The 16,368-nt window shown below is 63.7% G+C and carries 16 protein-coding genes; 8 read left to right on the top strand and 8 right to left on the bottom strand.

What is annotated here, in order from left to right:
- Positions 1-56 precede the first annotated feature (56 nt).
- The 5 genes from ACYP01_RS08345 to ACYP01_RS08325 are packed head-to-tail and all read right to left on the bottom strand — an operon-like array spanning position 57 to position 5,653.
- On the bottom strand, positions 57-416 hold the full coding sequence (locus ACYP01_RS08345; protein WP_003942018.1) for a hypothetical protein: 360 nt from the start codon (positions 414-416) through the stop codon (positions 57-59).
- 2 nt (positions 417-418) lie between these two features.
- The gene (locus ACYP01_RS08340; RefSeq protein WP_003941866.1) at positions 419-1,177 is read right to left on the bottom strand and encodes an ABC transporter ATP-binding protein; all 759 of its coding nucleotides are present in this window, start codon (positions 1,175-1,177) and stop codon (positions 419-421) included.
- Entirely contained in the window at positions 1,174-1,917 is a 744-nt protein-coding gene (locus ACYP01_RS08335; RefSeq protein ID WP_003942056.1) for an ABC transporter ATP-binding protein, read from the bottom strand. The genes ACYP01_RS08340 and ACYP01_RS08335 overlap by 4 nt, the downstream gene beginning before the upstream one ends.
- Positions 1,910-4,168, bottom strand: coding sequence for an ABC transporter permease (locus ACYP01_RS08330; RefSeq protein WP_063314759.1), 2,259 nt, complete (start codon positions 4,166-4,168; stop codon positions 1,910-1,912). Before ACYP01_RS08330 ends, ACYP01_RS08335 begins: the two co-directional genes overlap by 8 nt.
- A 60-nt stretch (positions 4,169-4,228) precedes the next feature.
- Positions 4,229-5,653, bottom strand: a complete 1,425-nt coding sequence (locus tag ACYP01_RS08325; RefSeq protein WP_283543059.1) for an ABC transporter substrate-binding protein — start codon at positions 5,651-5,653, stop codon at positions 4,229-4,231.
- 284 nt (positions 5,654-5,937) lie between these two features.
- Between ACYP01_RS08325 and ACYP01_RS08320 the strand changes: the two genes are divergently transcribed.
- The 7 genes from ACYP01_RS08320 (at position 5,938) to ACYP01_RS08290 (ending at position 11,169) form a co-directional block, all read left to right on the top strand.
- Positions 5,938-7,137 (top strand): inorganic phosphate transporter, encoded by a 1,200-nt coding sequence (locus tag ACYP01_RS08320; RefSeq protein ID WP_007728486.1) that lies wholly within the window; start codon positions 5,938-5,940, stop codon positions 7,135-7,137.
- A gap of 15 nt (positions 7,138-7,152) precedes the next feature.
- Positions 7,153-7,416: a hypothetical protein gene (locus tag ACYP01_RS08315; protein WP_003942079.1), complete on the top strand. Its 264-nt coding sequence runs from the start codon at positions 7,153-7,155 to the stop codon at positions 7,414-7,416.
- 54 nt (positions 7,417-7,470) lie between these two features.
- Positions 7,471-7,806, top strand: a complete 336-nt coding sequence (locus ACYP01_RS08310; RefSeq protein ID WP_387390734.1) for a DUF3349 domain-containing protein — start codon at positions 7,471-7,473, stop codon at positions 7,804-7,806.
- 4 nt (positions 7,807-7,810) lie between these two features.
- Positions 7,811-8,113 (top strand): DUF3349 domain-containing protein, encoded by a 303-nt coding sequence (locus ACYP01_RS08305; protein WP_003941976.1) that lies wholly within the window; start codon positions 7,811-7,813, stop codon positions 8,111-8,113.
- On the top strand, positions 8,110-9,249 hold the full coding sequence (menE, locus tag ACYP01_RS08300; protein WP_459679387.1) for an o-succinylbenzoate--CoA ligase: 1,140 nt from the start codon (positions 8,110-8,112) through the stop codon (positions 9,247-9,249). The genes ACYP01_RS08305 and menE overlap by 4 nt, the downstream gene beginning before the upstream one ends.
- A gap of 88 nt (positions 9,250-9,337) precedes the next feature.
- Positions 9,338-10,345 (top strand): daunorubicin resistance protein DrrA family ABC transporter ATP-binding protein, encoded by a 1,008-nt coding sequence (locus tag ACYP01_RS08295; RefSeq protein WP_003941960.1) that lies wholly within the window; start codon positions 9,338-9,340, stop codon positions 10,343-10,345.
- Positions 10,342-11,169, top strand: a complete 828-nt coding sequence (locus ACYP01_RS08290; RefSeq protein ID WP_003941848.1) for an ABC transporter permease — start codon at positions 10,342-10,344, stop codon at positions 11,167-11,169. Before ACYP01_RS08295 ends, ACYP01_RS08290 begins: the two co-directional genes overlap by 4 nt.
- A gap of 21 nt (positions 11,170-11,190) precedes the next feature.
- Here ACYP01_RS08290 and ACYP01_RS08285 read toward each other — a convergent pair whose 3' ends face one another.
- Positions 11,191-14,439 (bottom strand): BTAD domain-containing putative transcriptional regulator, encoded by a 3,249-nt coding sequence (locus ACYP01_RS08285; RefSeq protein WP_387390729.1) that lies wholly within the window; start codon positions 14,437-14,439, stop codon positions 11,191-11,193.
- Between the two features lie 49 nt (positions 14,440-14,488).
- On the opposite strand from ACYP01_RS08285, the gene ACYP01_RS08280 reads away from it, so the two are divergent.
- Positions 14,489-15,358: a 1,4-dihydroxy-2-naphthoate polyprenyltransferase gene (locus ACYP01_RS08280; RefSeq protein WP_019744341.1), complete on the top strand. Its 870-nt coding sequence runs from the start codon at positions 14,489-14,491 to the stop codon at positions 15,356-15,358.
- Between the two features lie 12 nt (positions 15,359-15,370).
- Here ACYP01_RS08280 and ACYP01_RS08275 read toward each other — a convergent pair whose 3' ends face one another.
- Both ACYP01_RS08275 and ACYP01_RS08270 read right to left on the bottom strand, forming a co-directional pair.
- The gene (locus ACYP01_RS08275; RefSeq protein ID WP_003941998.1) at positions 15,371-15,751 is read right to left on the bottom strand and encodes a phage holin family protein; all 381 of its coding nucleotides are present in this window, start codon (positions 15,749-15,751) and stop codon (positions 15,371-15,373) included.
- Between the two features lie 49 nt (positions 15,752-15,800).
- Positions 15,801-16,367, bottom strand: coding sequence for a Clp protease N-terminal domain-containing protein (locus ACYP01_RS08270; protein ID WP_459679382.1), 567 nt, complete (start codon positions 16,365-16,367; stop codon positions 15,801-15,803).
- Position 16,368: the final 1 nt, after the last annotated feature.

Here is a 16,368-nt window from a genome sequence, read left to right as displayed (position 1 = left end):
GTGACAGATGCCCGCCACGACTTTCGTGGCGGGCATCTGTCGGTTCTTCGCAGAGATCAGTTGCGCGTGCTCAGCGCCTGAGAGATCTGATCTGTCTGGGCCTGACCCTCGAGCAGTTGGCGAACCAACCACAGCCGCAGCACCTTTGCCACCGATGCGGCCAGGAAGAGTGCGGCACCGACCACTGTCAGGGCGAGGAAAACCACGGTGAGGATCTGGTACGACACCAGATCCCGCAGGTCCGAGAGCGTCAGCGAAGAGATGTAGACGACGAAGGCGCCGACCACACCGACGACCATGAGCACCAGGCCCGCGATGCGCGTCGCCGCGTCGCCGCCTGCCTGCTTCTTGTCCAGCTTCAACTCTGCGATGTTCTTCTTGAATTCCTCACGGCGATCTTCGGCGAGAGTAGTCATCGTCATCCTCCTAGATAACTGGTAGAAAGTTCGTTTTCGATGTCGTGTGGATCGCCGGTCTTGACGACGCGTCCCTGCAACATCAGTGCGGCCGAGGTCGCGATGGGCAGCACCGCTCGTGCGAACTGCTCGGCGACGAGAATGGAAATGCCTTCGGCTGCAAGCGAGCCGACGACGTCGTACATCTGCGAGACGATTCGAGGTGCGAGACCCATCGACAGCTCGTCGAGCAGGAGCACCGTCGGGTGAGTGCCAAGTGCCCGTGACAGCGCCAGCATCTGCTGCTCACCACCGGACATCGATCCGGCCAACTGTCCGCGCCGCTCCCCCAGGATCGGGAACCTGCCGTACGCAACCTCTTCGAGTTCGGCCAGCCCGACGCCCGTTCCGGTGGCGATCCACAGGTTTTCCCGCACAGTGAGGTTGGCGAAGATCCCGCGTCCTTCGGGGATGGAGCAGACCCCCAGCCGAGCCAACTCCGAAGGCTCGACTCCGTTCACGACCTGGCCCGCGAGCCGGAACTCGCCGCGGGTGACCGGAAGGACGCCCGAGCAGATCTTGAGCGTCGACGTCTTGCCGCCGCCGTTGGGTCCGAGTAGCGCCACCACGGCGCCCGGTTCCAGAATCAGGTCCACCCCGTGCAGAACTTCGATGGATCCGTAACCGGCGCGGACACCGGACAGTTCGAGCAACGGTTCGGCGCGGTCGGGGCTGCGTATACCCTCGTCGATTTTCGCCTCGCCAATTTTCGCTGAGGTCATACCGCCTCCTCCTCGGTCCCGATGTAGGCCGCGATCACTTCCGGATCCGTCCGGATCTTCTCCGGATCACCCGAGGCGAGGACTGCGCCGTAGTCGAGCACGTGGATGGTCGAGCACACTTTCATCACCAGCGGAATGTCATGCTCCACCAGACAGATTCCGAGTCCACCCGCAGCAAGTTCGGTGAGCATCTCGGCAAAGACCTCGGTTTCCTGCTCGGTCTGACCCGAGGCCGGTTCGTCGAGCAGAAGCACTCGCGGGTCGGTCATGAGGGCTCGTGCAACTTCGACGACGCGAGCCCGTCCGGTGGGGATGTCCGCGACGTCCTTGTCCGCGACATCCGTGAGCCCGGTCAGCTCCAGCAGGCGATCGGTCTCGCCATCCACGTCGATCTTGTTGCGGCCGTTCGCCTTGTGGATGTCTCCCGCGACGCGCAGGTTGTCACGCACCGACAGCGAGACGAACAGTTCGAGCCGCTGGAAGGTACGTGCCAGCCCGCGACCCGCCCGCTTGTGCGGCGGCAGCTTCGTCACGTCGACGCCACCGAGGAACACCTGACCGGAGGTGGGTTTCTGCAGCCCGGTGATGGTGTTGAAGAGCGTCGTCTTGCCGGCACCGTTCGGTCCGATGAGTCCTGTCACGGTGCCGGGTTGCACGGTGAGCGAAACGTCCTTGACCGCGACGTGTCCACCGAAACGAACGCTCACACCGCGCGTTTCGAGAAGTGGTGTATCAGACATGGACGGTCAACTCCTTCGGCGAGCCACCCTGGTACTGAGGAATCCCCAGTTCGCGGTCGATCTCGTCACGGATCTCGGGGCTGTAGGGGACATCGATCCCGATGTCCTCGGGAACGACTGTCGCTTTGGCGGCCAGTTCCTCCGGAGTGAGAACCGCGCTGGGCATGACCATCTCACCGATCACCGGCAGCATGAACACCACCGCGATCGTGATGGACGCGAACCACCAGTTGCCGAGTACACCGGTCAGAGCAAGGACGTAGGTCAGCAGAACGACTGCGGCGCCGCCGATCAGAACAGGCTTGGCACCGGCGAGCCGTCGGTAGCCCTCGATCACGCTGTGGACCGTTCCGCTGGGGTTCGCGCCGACGCCGATGCCGATCAGTGCCGGGCTGACTGCCGCGATGTTGCCGAAGAGCAGCCACATTCCCTCCAACTCCGGTTGCGCCGAAGCCAGATTGGTGAACGAGACCATGATGACCGCAAACCCGATTCCGGCCATCAGTCCACCGAACAGGGCGCCGGTGACGTATCCGATACCCGCGACGACGGTCAGCATGAGCAGCGAGAGGCTGACCATGATGGCAAAGCTCTCGCCCGAGACGGACCCCATGGCGCTCGACATCAGAATGCCGCCGAGACCGGCGATCCCCGAAGAGATCATGAAGACGCTCAGCTTGAGCCGAACCAGGCTCTGTCCGAGCATGGCCGAACCGGCCGGGCTGTCCTTCATCGCAGCGAGTCGGCGGCCGTAGCCGCTGTTACGCAACGCGATGACGCCGACGCCGAGTATCGAGAACAGCGCGGTCACGGTCATCAGGAACACCGTCTCGTTGCTCAGATCGAGCGGACCGATCTTCAGCGGAGGGAGGGCGATGTTCCCGTCCTTGAACAGCGAGTACTTCATGCCGAACATCTCGTGTTCGGTGGTGTCACGAAGAACCATGTTGGAGAGGAACACTCCGAAGGCCATGGTTGCCAGCGCGAGATACAGCCCTCTCAGCCGCAGCGCCGGCAGGGCGACGAGGCCACCGATGACTGCGGTGACGAGGACTCCGACGACGATGCCCCACAGGTTGAGGTGCGCAGCCAACCCGGAACCGGAGATCCCGAAATGGAAGGCCACGATGGTCGCGATAGCGCCGAAAGACACCGGCGCCAAGTTCAATTCACCCGCGTAACCGGTGAGGAGTGTGAGCGAGAGCGCGATGATCGCGAACGTCATTCCGATGGTCAGTGTGGTGACGGCGGAGGTCACCATCAGCAGACGGATCAGGTAGACGATGACGATCAGTGCCACGCCCCAGACGACGGCCTTGCGCACGCTCGGCACGTGGTAACGCTCGCGAGTACGCGTGACCGCGCCACGCAAGCGGTCCTGTGGGAGCACGATCAGCACCACGAACAGCGCGATCATCGGTAGGGAGACACGGAAATTCGATGTCCAACTCCAACTCGTCGGGAAGTATGCCAATACGTACGTACCGGCAAGCCCGAGGACCACGGCGCCGACGAACGTGCGCGGAATGCTGCGCAACCGGCCGAACATGGCCGCGGCAAACGCGTCGATCACCAAGAGTGTCAACATGTTCGCCTCGAGTGTGCCGCCACTGATCGGGGTGATCAGGATGCCGGCCAGGACTGCGAGCGTCGAACCCATCGCCCAGGACAGGGCCGCAAGACGCTCCGGATTGTGGCCGTTGAGGCGCAACAGTTCCGGATCGTCGACGACGCCGCGCATCGCGACACCGGCGCGGGTGCGCGTGAACAGGATGCGCAGGCCGACGGCGATGGCGATCGCAACGAGGATGCAGATCAACTCGTGGTAGCGGATGCTCGCGCCGAACACCGTGATCTTGGACTGGTCGCCGAAGAACATCTGCATCGTCCGAGCGGTCTCGGGGTGCCAGAACCAGTGCGAGATCGAGAGCATTCCGAGCAGGATCGAGACCGTCACAACGATTTTGGTGACCTCGGCGGTATCGCGTAGCCCTTTCATGATCAGGACGTAGAGGCCGAGACCCATCAGCGGACCGACCAGGACCAACGAGATCAGCAAGGCGACGACTGTGGGAAGTTCCCAGCCGTAGCGCAACTGCCAGTAGATGAACGCACCGAGCATTGCCTGTGCACCGTGCGCGAAGTTGAAGATTCCTGACGTGTTGTACGTGAGTACCAGCCCGGAGGCGGCGATCGCGTACACCGACCCCAGGACCAGGCCCAGGATCGTGAAAGTGACAAAAGTGTTCATGGCTGAACCCTCGTTAGGGACTCGGGCGGCGGTTGGCGCTCGCCGCCCGAGTCGGAAGAATCAGGACTGCGGCTTGATGACGTTGGCGTTCTGGTACTTCGTCGACACGCGGTCAGCGCCGAGCTCGGTTCCCCAGGTGCTCTTGTCGGTCGCGACGAGGTACTTGGGGTCACACTTGAATTCGCCCGCGGTGGACGGGAACGCCTGCGAGTAGGTACTGCCCTTCAACGAGGTCATGAGTCCGCAGGTGGCCGGCATGTTCTTGCCGGGATCGGTGACGGCATGCAATCCGCCGCCGTCCCACTCGTGAATGTTCGAGAGTTCGTTCACCATGCACTGACGCGTCAGATCGCTACCGCACTCGTCCGCGGCGGCCGCCCACAGCAGGAAGGACGACGCCGCCTGCATACCGAGGAGCGCGGTCTTGCCACCCTGCTCGGAGACCAGATCGACGTACTTCTTCACTGCGGGCACCTTGTCCGCGTTCTCGAGCATCTGGAAGGTCATGCCCGCGTTGAGGTTGTCGAGCAGTCCGGTGTCCTTGTTCCAATCGGAGACGGTCGCGCCGTACCAGGTGGCTTCACCGAAGAAGATGGGATCGATCCCGACCTGGTCGAGGGCCTTCACGAAGTTCAGCTCCGACGGGCTCGCCGATCGTGACGTCCAGATCCCCTTCGCGCCGCACTCCTTGTACTTCTCGGCGAACGGCACATAGCTCGATTCCCCCTCGTAGTTGAGGGTGACGCCGCAATCCTTGAGCTTGAAACCCGCAGCCTCGGCGATCGAGCGAATCTTCGTGGTGGAGCTGATGATCGTGGGCATCGTGCTGTTGACGACGTCGAAGTCGTTCACCAGATCGGGATGCATCTCGGCCATCTGGAACCACTGCGAACCGTTCGCGTAGTCGACCGGGAACGGAACTCCCTGGAATGTCATCGGTCCGTTGGCTGCGTCGGGTGACACGGTGAAGCCTGGCACGGACACCAGGTTGCACGCGACACGCGTCTGCTCGGCGGTCTGATCCATCGCGAAGCCGTAGCCGACCATCATGAACTGGCTCGCGCACGCTTCCTGCATGACCGAGTTGGCCTGCGTCATCGCGGCGTCGTAGTCGGTTCCGACGACCTTGCGGCCGTTGATGCCGCCCTGATCGTTGCACCAAGAGATGAGCGCGTTCACCGCATCGCTCATTTCCTTGTTCAGCCCAGGAGACTTCACATAACCGCGGTCGTCACCGAACCCGATCTTGATCTCGGTGTCGCTGACGCCTTGATCGGTTGCGCCGGTGGCATCGCCTTCACCGCAGGGCGAATCGAGGGTGCCGAACTTCGCGTCGGATGTGCTCGACGCAAGGTCGGCGCTGACGCCGGGTCCGCCGACAGCGACGGCGTAGGGATCGTCACCACGATTCGATGCGCAGGCTGACGCCAGAACGGCGGTCGCGGCGAGTGCCACGATCAGCTTCGTGGACTTGTTGGGCTTCACGGTCGGAGCTCTCCTTCTCACTGACAGACACCGAGAAACAGGGGTGAAACCCCTGTTCCGGTGCGCTCGGTGCCCGTAGGTAATCAGCGTTTAAAACGGTCCGAATGTGCCTTCCCGGTGAGTGAGACCAAAAAGTGAGGTCCCACACAGGGTTCCGATTTCGTGGCGCTGAACACATCGCGAACGGCAGCGCCGCAGCCCACGCGCGGGGACGTACTCCGCGGAGCCCCTGTTCGCATCCCGTTCGCTGTACTTTTACGCGTTCGATACGCACAATTCACGTTGTGACCGCAGAGCTCGTAATCCTCCTGGTGGTAGTTGTCACCGCCCTCGCGTTCGATTTCACGAATGGTTTTCACGACACGGGTAACGCAATGGCCACCTCCATCGCGACCGGTGCACTCAAGCCCAAAGTTGCGGTCACACTTTCCGCGATCCTGAACCTGGTCGGGGCGTTCCTGTCCGTCGAGGTCGCCGCGACGGTAGCCAAAGGCGTCGTCAACCTCGGTGCGGTCAGTGGGCAGGATCTGCTGCTGATCGTCTTCGCCGGTCTCGTCGGCGGAATCATCTGGAATCTGGCGACCTGGCTGCTCGGATTGCCGTCGAGCTCCTCACACGCACTGTTCGGCGGATTGATCGGCGCCGCAATCGCCTCCATCGGTATGGGCGGCGTCGAGTGGGGTGGAGTTCTGACCAAGGTCGTCGTCCCCGCGATCCTCGCGCCGGTCGTCGCGGCCCTGGTCGCAGGCGTCGGTACCAAGCTCGTGTACCGAATCACCGCATCCGTCAAGGAAGACGAGCGTGAGCGCGGTTTCCGTTTCGGCCAGATCGGCACCGCCTCATTGATCTCACTTGCGCACGGCACCAATGACGCCCAGAAGACTATGGGCGTCATCTTTTTGGCCCTGGTCGCTCACGGCACCATCACCGCCGAGACCGAGATGCCGTTCTGGGTGAAGTTCACCTGTGCCGTCGCGATCGCTCTCGGCACCTACCTGGGCGGTTGGCGCATCATCCGCACCCTGGGCAAGGGCCTAGTCGAGATCGCAGCTCCGCAGGGTCTGGCAGCCGAAGCGTCGTCCGCAGCCATCATTCTCACGTCGAGCCACCTCGGACTCCCCCTCTCGACCACCCACGTCGCCACCGGATCGATCCTCGGTACCGGCATCGGGCGCAAGGGCGCCGAGGTCCGCTGGGGCGTCGCAGGCCGGATGGCCGCCGCCTGGTTGATCACCTTGCCGTCGGCCGCAGTGGTCGGCGCCATCTGCTGGGCACTCGCGCATCTGATCGGCGGCCTGGCCGGCGTTCTCGTCGTCTTCGCTGCCCTCATCGCGTTCGCGATCTTCATGTACCTGCGTTCGCGTAAGGAACCCGTAGACGCCGCCAACGTGACCGCCGAATGGGACGAGAATCCGGATGCGACGGCTCGCGAGATTCCGACTGCTGATCCCACTCCGTCCACCGAACCCACTCGCAACTCCTGAAAGGGGCGCAAGAGAATGCATCTACTCACCGATACCCTCGATTCGCTCTGGCAGGTAGTGGCAGTCGGACTGCTCTTCGGAGCCGGACTGCCGGCGATCTTCGCCTTCGGCCTCAAGTCGCTGAGTCTGCCGAACGCCGACGGCACCGAAGGACCGTCCACCCTGGGTAAAATGGGTGCGTACCTCTGTTTTGCGGTCGTGCTCGTCACGATCTTCGCCGGAATACTGTTGTTGATGAAGAACTTCTTGGCCAGCACGTTCGGAATCCACGTCTTCTGAGTGGTCGTCGCGGCACACCACTGAAACCACCGAAACGAAAATGAGGCCGAGGATTTGAGCAAGTATTCATTGCGCAGCGTGCTCGACTGGCTGCGTGCCGGGTATCCCGAGGGCATCCCGGACAAGGATCATTTTGCGCTGCTCGCCGTTCTCCGTCGTCGTCTGACGGACGAGGAGATCGAGCAGGTCGTTTCGATGTCCATCGAGTCGGCACACGAAGTGCCGGACCGCCATGTCGACTACGACACCATCCGCGCCATCATCGAGGGAATCCTCAACGAGGAGCCGTCCGAGGACGATGTCGATCGTGTCACCGAAAAGCTGCGCGCAGGTGGGTGGCCGGTCATCGAAGACGTGGACACCGACAACGAAGTTCGAGACGTGAGCTGACGTCATGGCCCTTCCGCCCTTCCTCACGTCGATAGTCGGCTGGTTGCGGGCCGGCTATCCCAATGGCGTCCCCGAGCAGGACTACATCCCACTTTTCGCGCTCCTCACTCGCAGACTCTCCGAAACCGAGGTCGACGCCGTCGCCGACGCGTTGATCGAGGACGGCGATCTGCCCATCGAGAAGACCGACATCCAGGTCCTCATCACGAAGATCACCAACGAGATGCCACTCGAAACCGACGTCGACCGCGTACGAAGCCATCTGGCTGCCGGTGGTTGGCCACTGGCTGGACCGGACGTCCGGTGAACGTTCTTCGCACACTGGCCGTTCCACAGGGTGAGGCGGTCTTCGAGGTACTGCCTGCCATCGCGCAGATCCTGGACGGCGTGCACGACGCCGTGCTTCCCGTCCCGGCGGCCGACGCACGCGAGACGGCCCGACTGAGCGACGCTCTGTACCCCGATCAGCCCATCGACGACGGCATCTCGCTGGTGGTCGCCACGTCGGGGACCACCGGAACCCCGAAGGGCGCGATGCTCACCGCGAGCGCACTGCGAGCCAGCGGCGACGCGACCCATGAACGCCTCGGCGGCACCGGATCCTGGTTGCTGGTTCTCCCCCCGCACCACATCGCCGGGATGCAAGTTCTGTTGCGCAGTGTCCTCGCCGAAACACAACCGGTGATCGTCGACGTCAGTGCGGGTTTCGACCCTGCCGCATTGCCGGGCGCTGTTGCCGCGATGAGCGGACCGCGCCGCTACACCTCGTTGGTGCCGACGCAGTTGGTCAAGGCACTCGGTGATCGCGCCGCGGTCGAGGCTCTGGCTTCGCTCGACGCGGTTCTGCTCGGCGGCGCTGCTACTCCCGCACCGGTACTCGCGCAGGCCACCGAAGCGGGCATCACCGTCGTCCGCACCTACGGGATGAGCGAAACGTCCGGCGGTTGCGTCTACGACGGAATCCCGTTGTCCGGAGCGCAGATTCGTATCGACGACGGGCGAGTACTGCTGGGCGGTCCGATGCTCGCGTCCGGGTACCGCGGGCTTCCCGACCACCCCGCTTTCGCCGAACCCGGATGGTTCCGGACCGACGACGCCGGAGCTGTGGTCGACGGGGTCCTGCGCATCAGCGGCCGGTTGGACGAGGCAATCTCCACCGGTGGGCTGACCGTCGTACCGCAGGTGGTCGAGGCCGCGCTGGCCGATCACCCCGCCGTTCGCGAGTGCGCGGTGATCGGCATCAAGGACCCGCGGCTGGGGCAGCGGGTGGTGGCCGTGGTCGTACCCGAGGGCGAAGCTCCGACGCTCGACGAACTGCGCGCACATGCTCAGCGGACACTCGACGTCACCGCGGCGCCGCGGGAACTCTTCGTCCTGGACGCGCTCCCCCTGCGCGGACCGGGCAAGCTCGACCGCGCCGCCCTGGTAGCGCGGTTCAGCTAGCAGCCGCAGCACCGACCTCGCGCGCTGTGCAAGTAACCGCAAGTTCCACGCAAGGTCCATGCAAGATCGGTCTGCCAAGCTTCATCCCATGAACCACACAGCTTCGCCTCTTGCCATCGAGGCCGACGGACTCGTCAAGAAGTTCGGCGAGCATCGCGCGGTCGACGGCGTCAGCCTCACCGTCCCCACCGGCTCGGTGTTCGGCGTCCTCGGGCCGAACGGCGCCGGCAAGACCACCACCGTCCGCATGCTCGCCACTCTCCTTCGCCCCGACGGCGGTGAGGCGCGCATCTTCGGCCACGACGTCAGCCGTGAACCCACCGCGGTCCGATCCCTGATCGGCGTCACCGGTCAGTACGCCTCCGTGGACGAGGACCTGACGGCGACCGAGAACCTCGTGATCTTCTCGCGGCTGCTCGGCCTGAGCCGCCGCGATGCGCGCACCAAGTCCCTGGAACTCCTCGAGGAGTTCGATCTGGTCGAGGCCGCGACCAAACCGCTGAAGAACTTCTCCGGTGGCATGCGTCGACGCCTGGATCTGGCGGCAAGCCTGATCGCGCGCCCGCCGCTGCTGTTTCTCGACGAGCCCACCACCGGCCTCGATCCGCGCACCCGCGCCCAGATGTGGGTGACCATCCGGCGACTCGTCGCCGAGGGTTCGACGGTGTTGCTCACCACGCAGTACCTCGACGAAGCCGATCAACTGGCCGATCGCATCGCGGTGATCGACCGCGGCCGCGTGATCGCCAACGGCACCGCCGACGAACTCAAGGCTTCGGTCGGGATCTCCTCGCTCCAACTCAAGCTGGTCGATCGTGATCGTACCGAGGAGGCTCGCTCGCTCATCGCCGCTGCGCTGAGCGTCGAGGTGGGTGTCACTCCCGAGGTCGGGCGGATCACCGCACCACTGAGCGACCCGTCGATCACGGCGGACCTGTTGATCCGTCTGCGTGAGCAAGGTATCGCCGTCGACGAGATCAACGTACAGAAACCCAGCCTGGACGAAGTGTTCCTGACCATCACCGGGCACCAGCCCGAAGACGGTGGACGCAACGACGCCCAGTCCGACAACGACTCCGATCGGAGCGTCGCATGACAACCACCCTCACCAAACCCCGGTCGCCGATAGCCCAGCCGGATGCCGCACCCCGCCGCATCAGCCTGCAGCAGAGCTTCGCGAACACGTTCACGATGGCGTACCGCGGAATTCTCAAGATCAAGCACAACCCCGAGCAACTGTTCGACGTCGTCATCCAGCCGATCATCTTCACGTTGATGTTCACCTACATCTTCGGCGGCGCGATCGCCGGTGACGTGACGGCATATCTGCCGACGATCATCCCCGGCATCCTCGTCCAGACCGTCATCACCGGTTCCATCGTCACGGGCACTCAGCTTCGTGAGGACATGGACAAGGGCGTGTTCGACCGCTTCAAGTCCCTTCCCATCGCTCGTATCGCCCCGCTGTCCGGTGCATTGCTCGCCGACGTCGTGCGCTACGGCATCGCCACGACCATCACGTTCATCGTCGGTTTCGCGATGGGTTACCGCCCCGCAGGCGGCGTGGTCGGCATTCTGTCTGCCGCGATCCTGGTCATGGTGTGCGCGTTCTCCATCAGCTGGATCTTCGCTCTGATGGGCGTGCTGATGAACAAAGCGTCCACGGTGCAGGGTGTTTCGATGCTCGTGCTGTTCCCGCTGACGTTCCTGTCGAATGCGTTCGTCGATCCTGCCACCATGCCGAGTTGGCTTCAGAAGTTCGTGAACGTGAATCCGGTCTCACACCTGGTGACCGCGGTTCGCGAGCTGGCCAACGACGGCCACTTCGGTATCCACGTCGTGTGGTCGCTGGTGGGCGCCGCGGTGATCGTTGCCGTCATGGCACCTTTGACCGTGCGGATGTACATGCGCAAGACATAAGTCCCGCACCATCGTCCAGACCTAGTCCAGCACCGGTCCGCGAAGCGCAGCCAACACTGCTTCGCGGACCGCTCTGCGTGAGTAACCCGATACCTTCTCGGTTTCCACAGTCCACCTGTCGGCTCCGACCAGACCAACCGCGAAGTCGGAGAGGCGCGCATGATGGAGCGAGACGAAGTCTTGTCTCCCCGGCATTTTCAACGACAAAGCCATCAGTTCGACTCCGCGTTCGATGTTGCCCGTGACAAGATCGAACGACCCGATCGCCGACGCCAACGAACCCGCGAGCGGCAGGTCCGCGTAACCGTTGGGATCGAGCTTGAGAGCACTCGACTCCTTCATCTGCAGAACGCGGCCCGCCACCAGTTCGTGCCGGCCGTGAACTGCGTGAGCGCACACAGCCGCGGCACCGAGCAAAACGACGAAGGGATCACCGAAGATGTTCTCGATCGCAGAACCCAACAGCTCCAGCGCTTCTCGATACCGAGCCAAGCCCTCGTCGATACGGCCGTCCGCGAGATCCGCCTCGGCGATACTCGCTATGAGCGCTGCACGCCGTTGATCGGTTTCGATGGCCCCGGTCCCACCCGAGTGCGCCAATGCCGGACGTGCACGATCGAGAAGCACCCGACCACCAGCGGTGTCACCGGCCGCGATCATTGCTCCGGCTTGAAAGCAGATGAGCTGCATCGCCTCGTCACGCGCACCGAGGCGTTCCATCGACGCCGCCGCGATCGCGTAGAACTCGATGGCCTCGCCATAGCGGGCGGATTGGCTGTGAACCGACCCGACATGTTGGGCCGCCATCGCCAGACCCCACTCGTCACCGATGCTGGTGGCGTAGTCGAACAGAGTCTCCCCGTCCAGCAACGCACCGCGCAGATCTCCGATGTTCTCCCGCATGTTCGAACGCGCGGACAACGCCGCCATGCGGGTCTCGGGATCGGAACTGCGAACGCCTTCGGCCACCAACCGCGCAAGTTTGTGGTTGGCGATCCCACTCGTGGTCAGCTTGATCAGAAATGCGAACAACGGACCGAGATCATCGCGCTCACGCAACAGCTTTCGAAGTCGGATCCGCGCACGGGCATGGTTTCGATCGGCCTCTCCGAAGAAGAGATGCATCGCCACCAGGATGAACGTAGCGCCCACCAGTTCTGCATTCACGTCGCGCAGATCGTTGTCCGCGGTCGCCCCGACGATCTTCGACGCCCAGTTCGAGATTTCCGAGTTCGATCCTCGTACGGCCCACAGAATCGCGAGGACGGGAAAGACGTTGGCTACGGTCACCGCGTCGCCGCGTTCCACGGCCCAGCGAAGTACAGCCAGAAGGTTGTCGTGCTCGGCATCGAGGTCGGCAATCAGACGGAGCTGATCCGTCCGTGCACGCACGACGGCATCCTCGGCGATCGCAATCGCCCAGTCGTCGAGGCGCCGAATCACTTCCGGTCCCTCCCCGGACGCGGCGAGTTGCTCCTCGCCGTATTCACGGACAGTCTCGAGCATGTAGTACCGAAGATCTCCCTGCCCGTCGCTGACGGAAAGAAGTGACTGATTCACCAGCGCTTCGACGGCACTTGCCACATCGGTCAACTCGCCCCACCCGGCAACGGCCTGCGCCGAAGAAAGGGTGAAGCCGGCCGGGAATCGGCACAATCGACGCAAAGCAATCTGATCCCCGCTGCCCAACAGATTCCAGCTCCAGTCGATCACCGCGTGCAGGGTGCGATGCCGATCCGGAGACGTCGGATCATCGGAGCGCAACAACGCGAACCTGTCTCGCAGTCTCGAACCGATTTCGTCGACGCTCATGGTGCGGACCCGCGCGGCAGCGAGCTCGATCGCCAGCGGGAGTCCGTCGAGCGTCGTACACAGCTTGACTACCGCGTCGACGTCCAGATGAACAGACGGCCGCACCGCACGGGCTCTCGCCGAGAAGAGTTCGACTGCCGAGCCGGTTCCGTCTTCGATCGCCAACGGCGGCAACGGGTACACTGCCTCGGCACTGATCATGAGCGGAGAACGACTGGTGGTCAGAACCGTCAGCTGACGACCGGCCGCGATCATCTCGGCCACGATCTCCGAACACGCGCCGATCACGTGCTCACAATTGTCGAGGATGAGCAACATCGGACCGGCGGACAGCGCCTCTTTGAGTCGCTCTCTCGCCGAATGCGTTCGGCCGACGGTCAATTTGCCTGGCGCCAGATCGGATTCGCTGATTCCGAGGGTGCCTCCGATGGCCGCGATGACATCTTCGCTGCTGCGCAACGACGCCAACTCCACGAGAACCACCGAGACGCCCGGCTGGTTCACGGATCCGCGCAGGCCCAATTCGTGTGCGAGACGGGTCTTTCCGGCGCCACCAGGTCCGAGAATGGTGACGACGCGCGAGCGGGCGAGCAAGGATTCGATCTGGTCGATGTCGTTGTCGCGACCGAGCAAGGTGTTGGGGGCAGCGCGCAGACCGATCGCACGGGCGGCCCGCGGTGTAGCCGCAGGTGCCCCGAGAAGTTCCGCGTTGAGAGTCACCAGTGCGGGTGACGGATCAGCGCCCAGGCGATTGGCGAGGTGGTTGCGGAACTCCGCGAACACTTCGAGTGCCTCGTTGACTCGGCCTGCTCCGGCGAGCGCACGCATCAACGCCTCGGCCGCTGTGTCGTCGAATGGGCTCGCCAGATGGCGTCCGCGCACCAGGGGAATGGCTGCCGCGTACTCCCCCAATGTGAGCAACGCGTCGATCTGCGCCGTCTCCAGTTCGTCGTACACCCGGCCTGCGTCGAGCGCCAGACGATCTGCAACGTCGCCGACGACGTCACTCCCGGGGGTACCGCGCCACAGGCGCAATGACGCGGTCGTGACTGCGAGCGCTTCGGACGCGTCGGCGCCGACGGTGCGCAGACCACGGGCGGCGTCCGCTGCCCTGGCCAGGTCGACACGCTCCCGAGCGAGAGTGAGCCGGTATCCGGCCGCCGTGACTTCGAGGGCCCCGTCCGGGAGTGCAGATCGCAGGCGCGAGACCTGAGTGTGGAGGGCGTTCATCGGTGAGCGCGGCGGCTCCAGCCCCCAGACGTCGTCGATCAGGCTCTGCGCGGTACGTGGCTCACCCGGATTGCGAGCCAGCGCAACCAGCAGAGTTCGAGCTCGCGGACCCGGCAACGGAACCAGACGATCGCCCACTTTGGTCGAAACGGGTCCGAGCAAGGCAATGTCTGCCAGGTCTTCGCCCGACTGCGCGTACCTGGCGCGCTCACTCACGTCTCGAGTCATGTGCTGATCCACCGCGTTCGATCGTATTGCACAGTGCAAAGATCGTTGTATGGCAACAGCTGCTCAATGGATCGAAGGCGCGAGGCCGCGCACACTCCCGAACGCGATTGCGCCCGTGCTGGTCGGCACCGGAGCCGCGGCGTCCCTGGACCTCGCAGTGTGGTGGAAGGCGCTCCTGGCACTGATCGTCTCCTTGGCCTTGATCGTCGGGGTGAATTTCGCGAACGACTACTCCGACGGAATCCGCGGAACGGACGACGACCGCGTCGGGCCACTGCGCTTGGTCGGATCGAAGTTGGTCAGTCCCGGAGCTGTGAAGGCCGCGGCGATCAGCTGCTTCACCGTTGCCGCGGTAGCCGGGTTCGTTCTGGCGGCGACCACAGCCTGGTGGCTGGTTGCGGTCGGCGTGTTCTGCATCATCGGTGCCTGGTTCTACACCGGCGGCAAGAAGCCTTACGGATACAGCGGGTTCGGCGAGATCGCCGTGTTCATCTTCTTCGGACTGATTGCAGTGCTGGGAACTCAGTTCGTACAGGCCGAGCGGGTGGATCTGGCCGGGCTGGCCGGCGCGATTGCCATCGGTTCGTTCTCGAGCGCGGTGCTCGTTGCCAACAATCTTCGAGACATCCCGACCGACACCGAGTCCGGAAAGATCACTCTCGCAGTCCGGCTCGGCGACGCCAAGACCCGCACGCTGCACGTGATCCTGCTGGCCGTCCCGTTCGTCGCGACCCTGCTGCTGATCCTGCGTACTCCGTGGGCATTGCTCGGATTGCTGGCGTTGCCACTGGCAATCCGAGCCAACGCCCCACTGCGTTCGGGCGGGCAGGGTATGGCCCTGATCCCCGCGTTGCGCGACACCGGACTCGCCATGCTCGTCTGGGGTGCCGCGACCGCAGTTGCGCTCAGTCTCGCCTGAAAGTCGACGGACTCAACGGTTGTCCGGGACGAACGCGCTGAGCAGGAAGTTCACGATCGAGATGATCAGCGCGCCCCAGACTGCCGTCCAGAAGCCGTCGACCGTCAAGCCGTAGGACGTTCCGGACGAGATCCACGCCGTCAGCATCAGCATGAGGGCGTTGATCACGAGCGTGAACAATCCGAGAGTCAGGATGAGCAGCGGTAGCGAGAGAAGCTGCACTACTGGCTTGATGAACGCGTTGACCACCGTGAAGATCAAAGCGATCACCGCGATCACGAGAACCGTGCCCCAGGTGCCGTTGTCGTGGTTGGCGATCGTGATGCCGGTGACCCACGCCGACGCCAGCCAGATGGCTATGCCGTTGATGATGAGACGTGCCAGAAATGTCATGTCTGAATGCTGGCACATCCCGCCCCGTGCATGCGGAGCCGTGCCGAATCTAGGCGGCGCGATTCATCTTCGCTTCCAACCGCTCACGGATCACCGTCATCGTGACCTGCGTTTCGAGGGCCTGACGGGTAGGCCCGTCGGCGACACGCAGGATGCCGAGCAGGATGTGTTCGGCACCGATTCGATTGTCCTTGTGCGCGAGCGCTTCACGGAGCGAGAGTTCCAACACCTTCTTGGAGTCCTTCTCGAATCGTGAACGAGGGAACCTGAATCGGCTCTTGCGAGAAGTGTCGACGCCGTCCGGCACAGGAGTCTCGTCCAGCACACCTTCGCCGAAGGACTGCTCGAGACTCTCCCGAACCGCATCGAGATCGATGCCGATCGACTTGAGTATCTCGGCGTCGTCGTCGAAATTGTTGGAGCTACCTTCGTTCGATCCGGCGCCGGCGTGGCGGATCACGTCGAGCGTGACACCAGACTCGGTGAGCACCTCGGTGGCGATGCCCCGATCAGAGGTGAGCAGCGCGGTCAGAAGTTCCATCGGCGTGACAGGACCGGAGCCGGCGACAGCATCGACAACGACGCCTCGAGCCTGTGCGGAGAACCTTTCGAACATG

It is taken from the genome of Rhodococcus sp. no. 34, assembly GCF_054589475.1.
The sequence above is the reverse complement of the archived record's forward strand: the minus strand, read 5'-3'. Positions and strand labels throughout refer to the sequence as shown.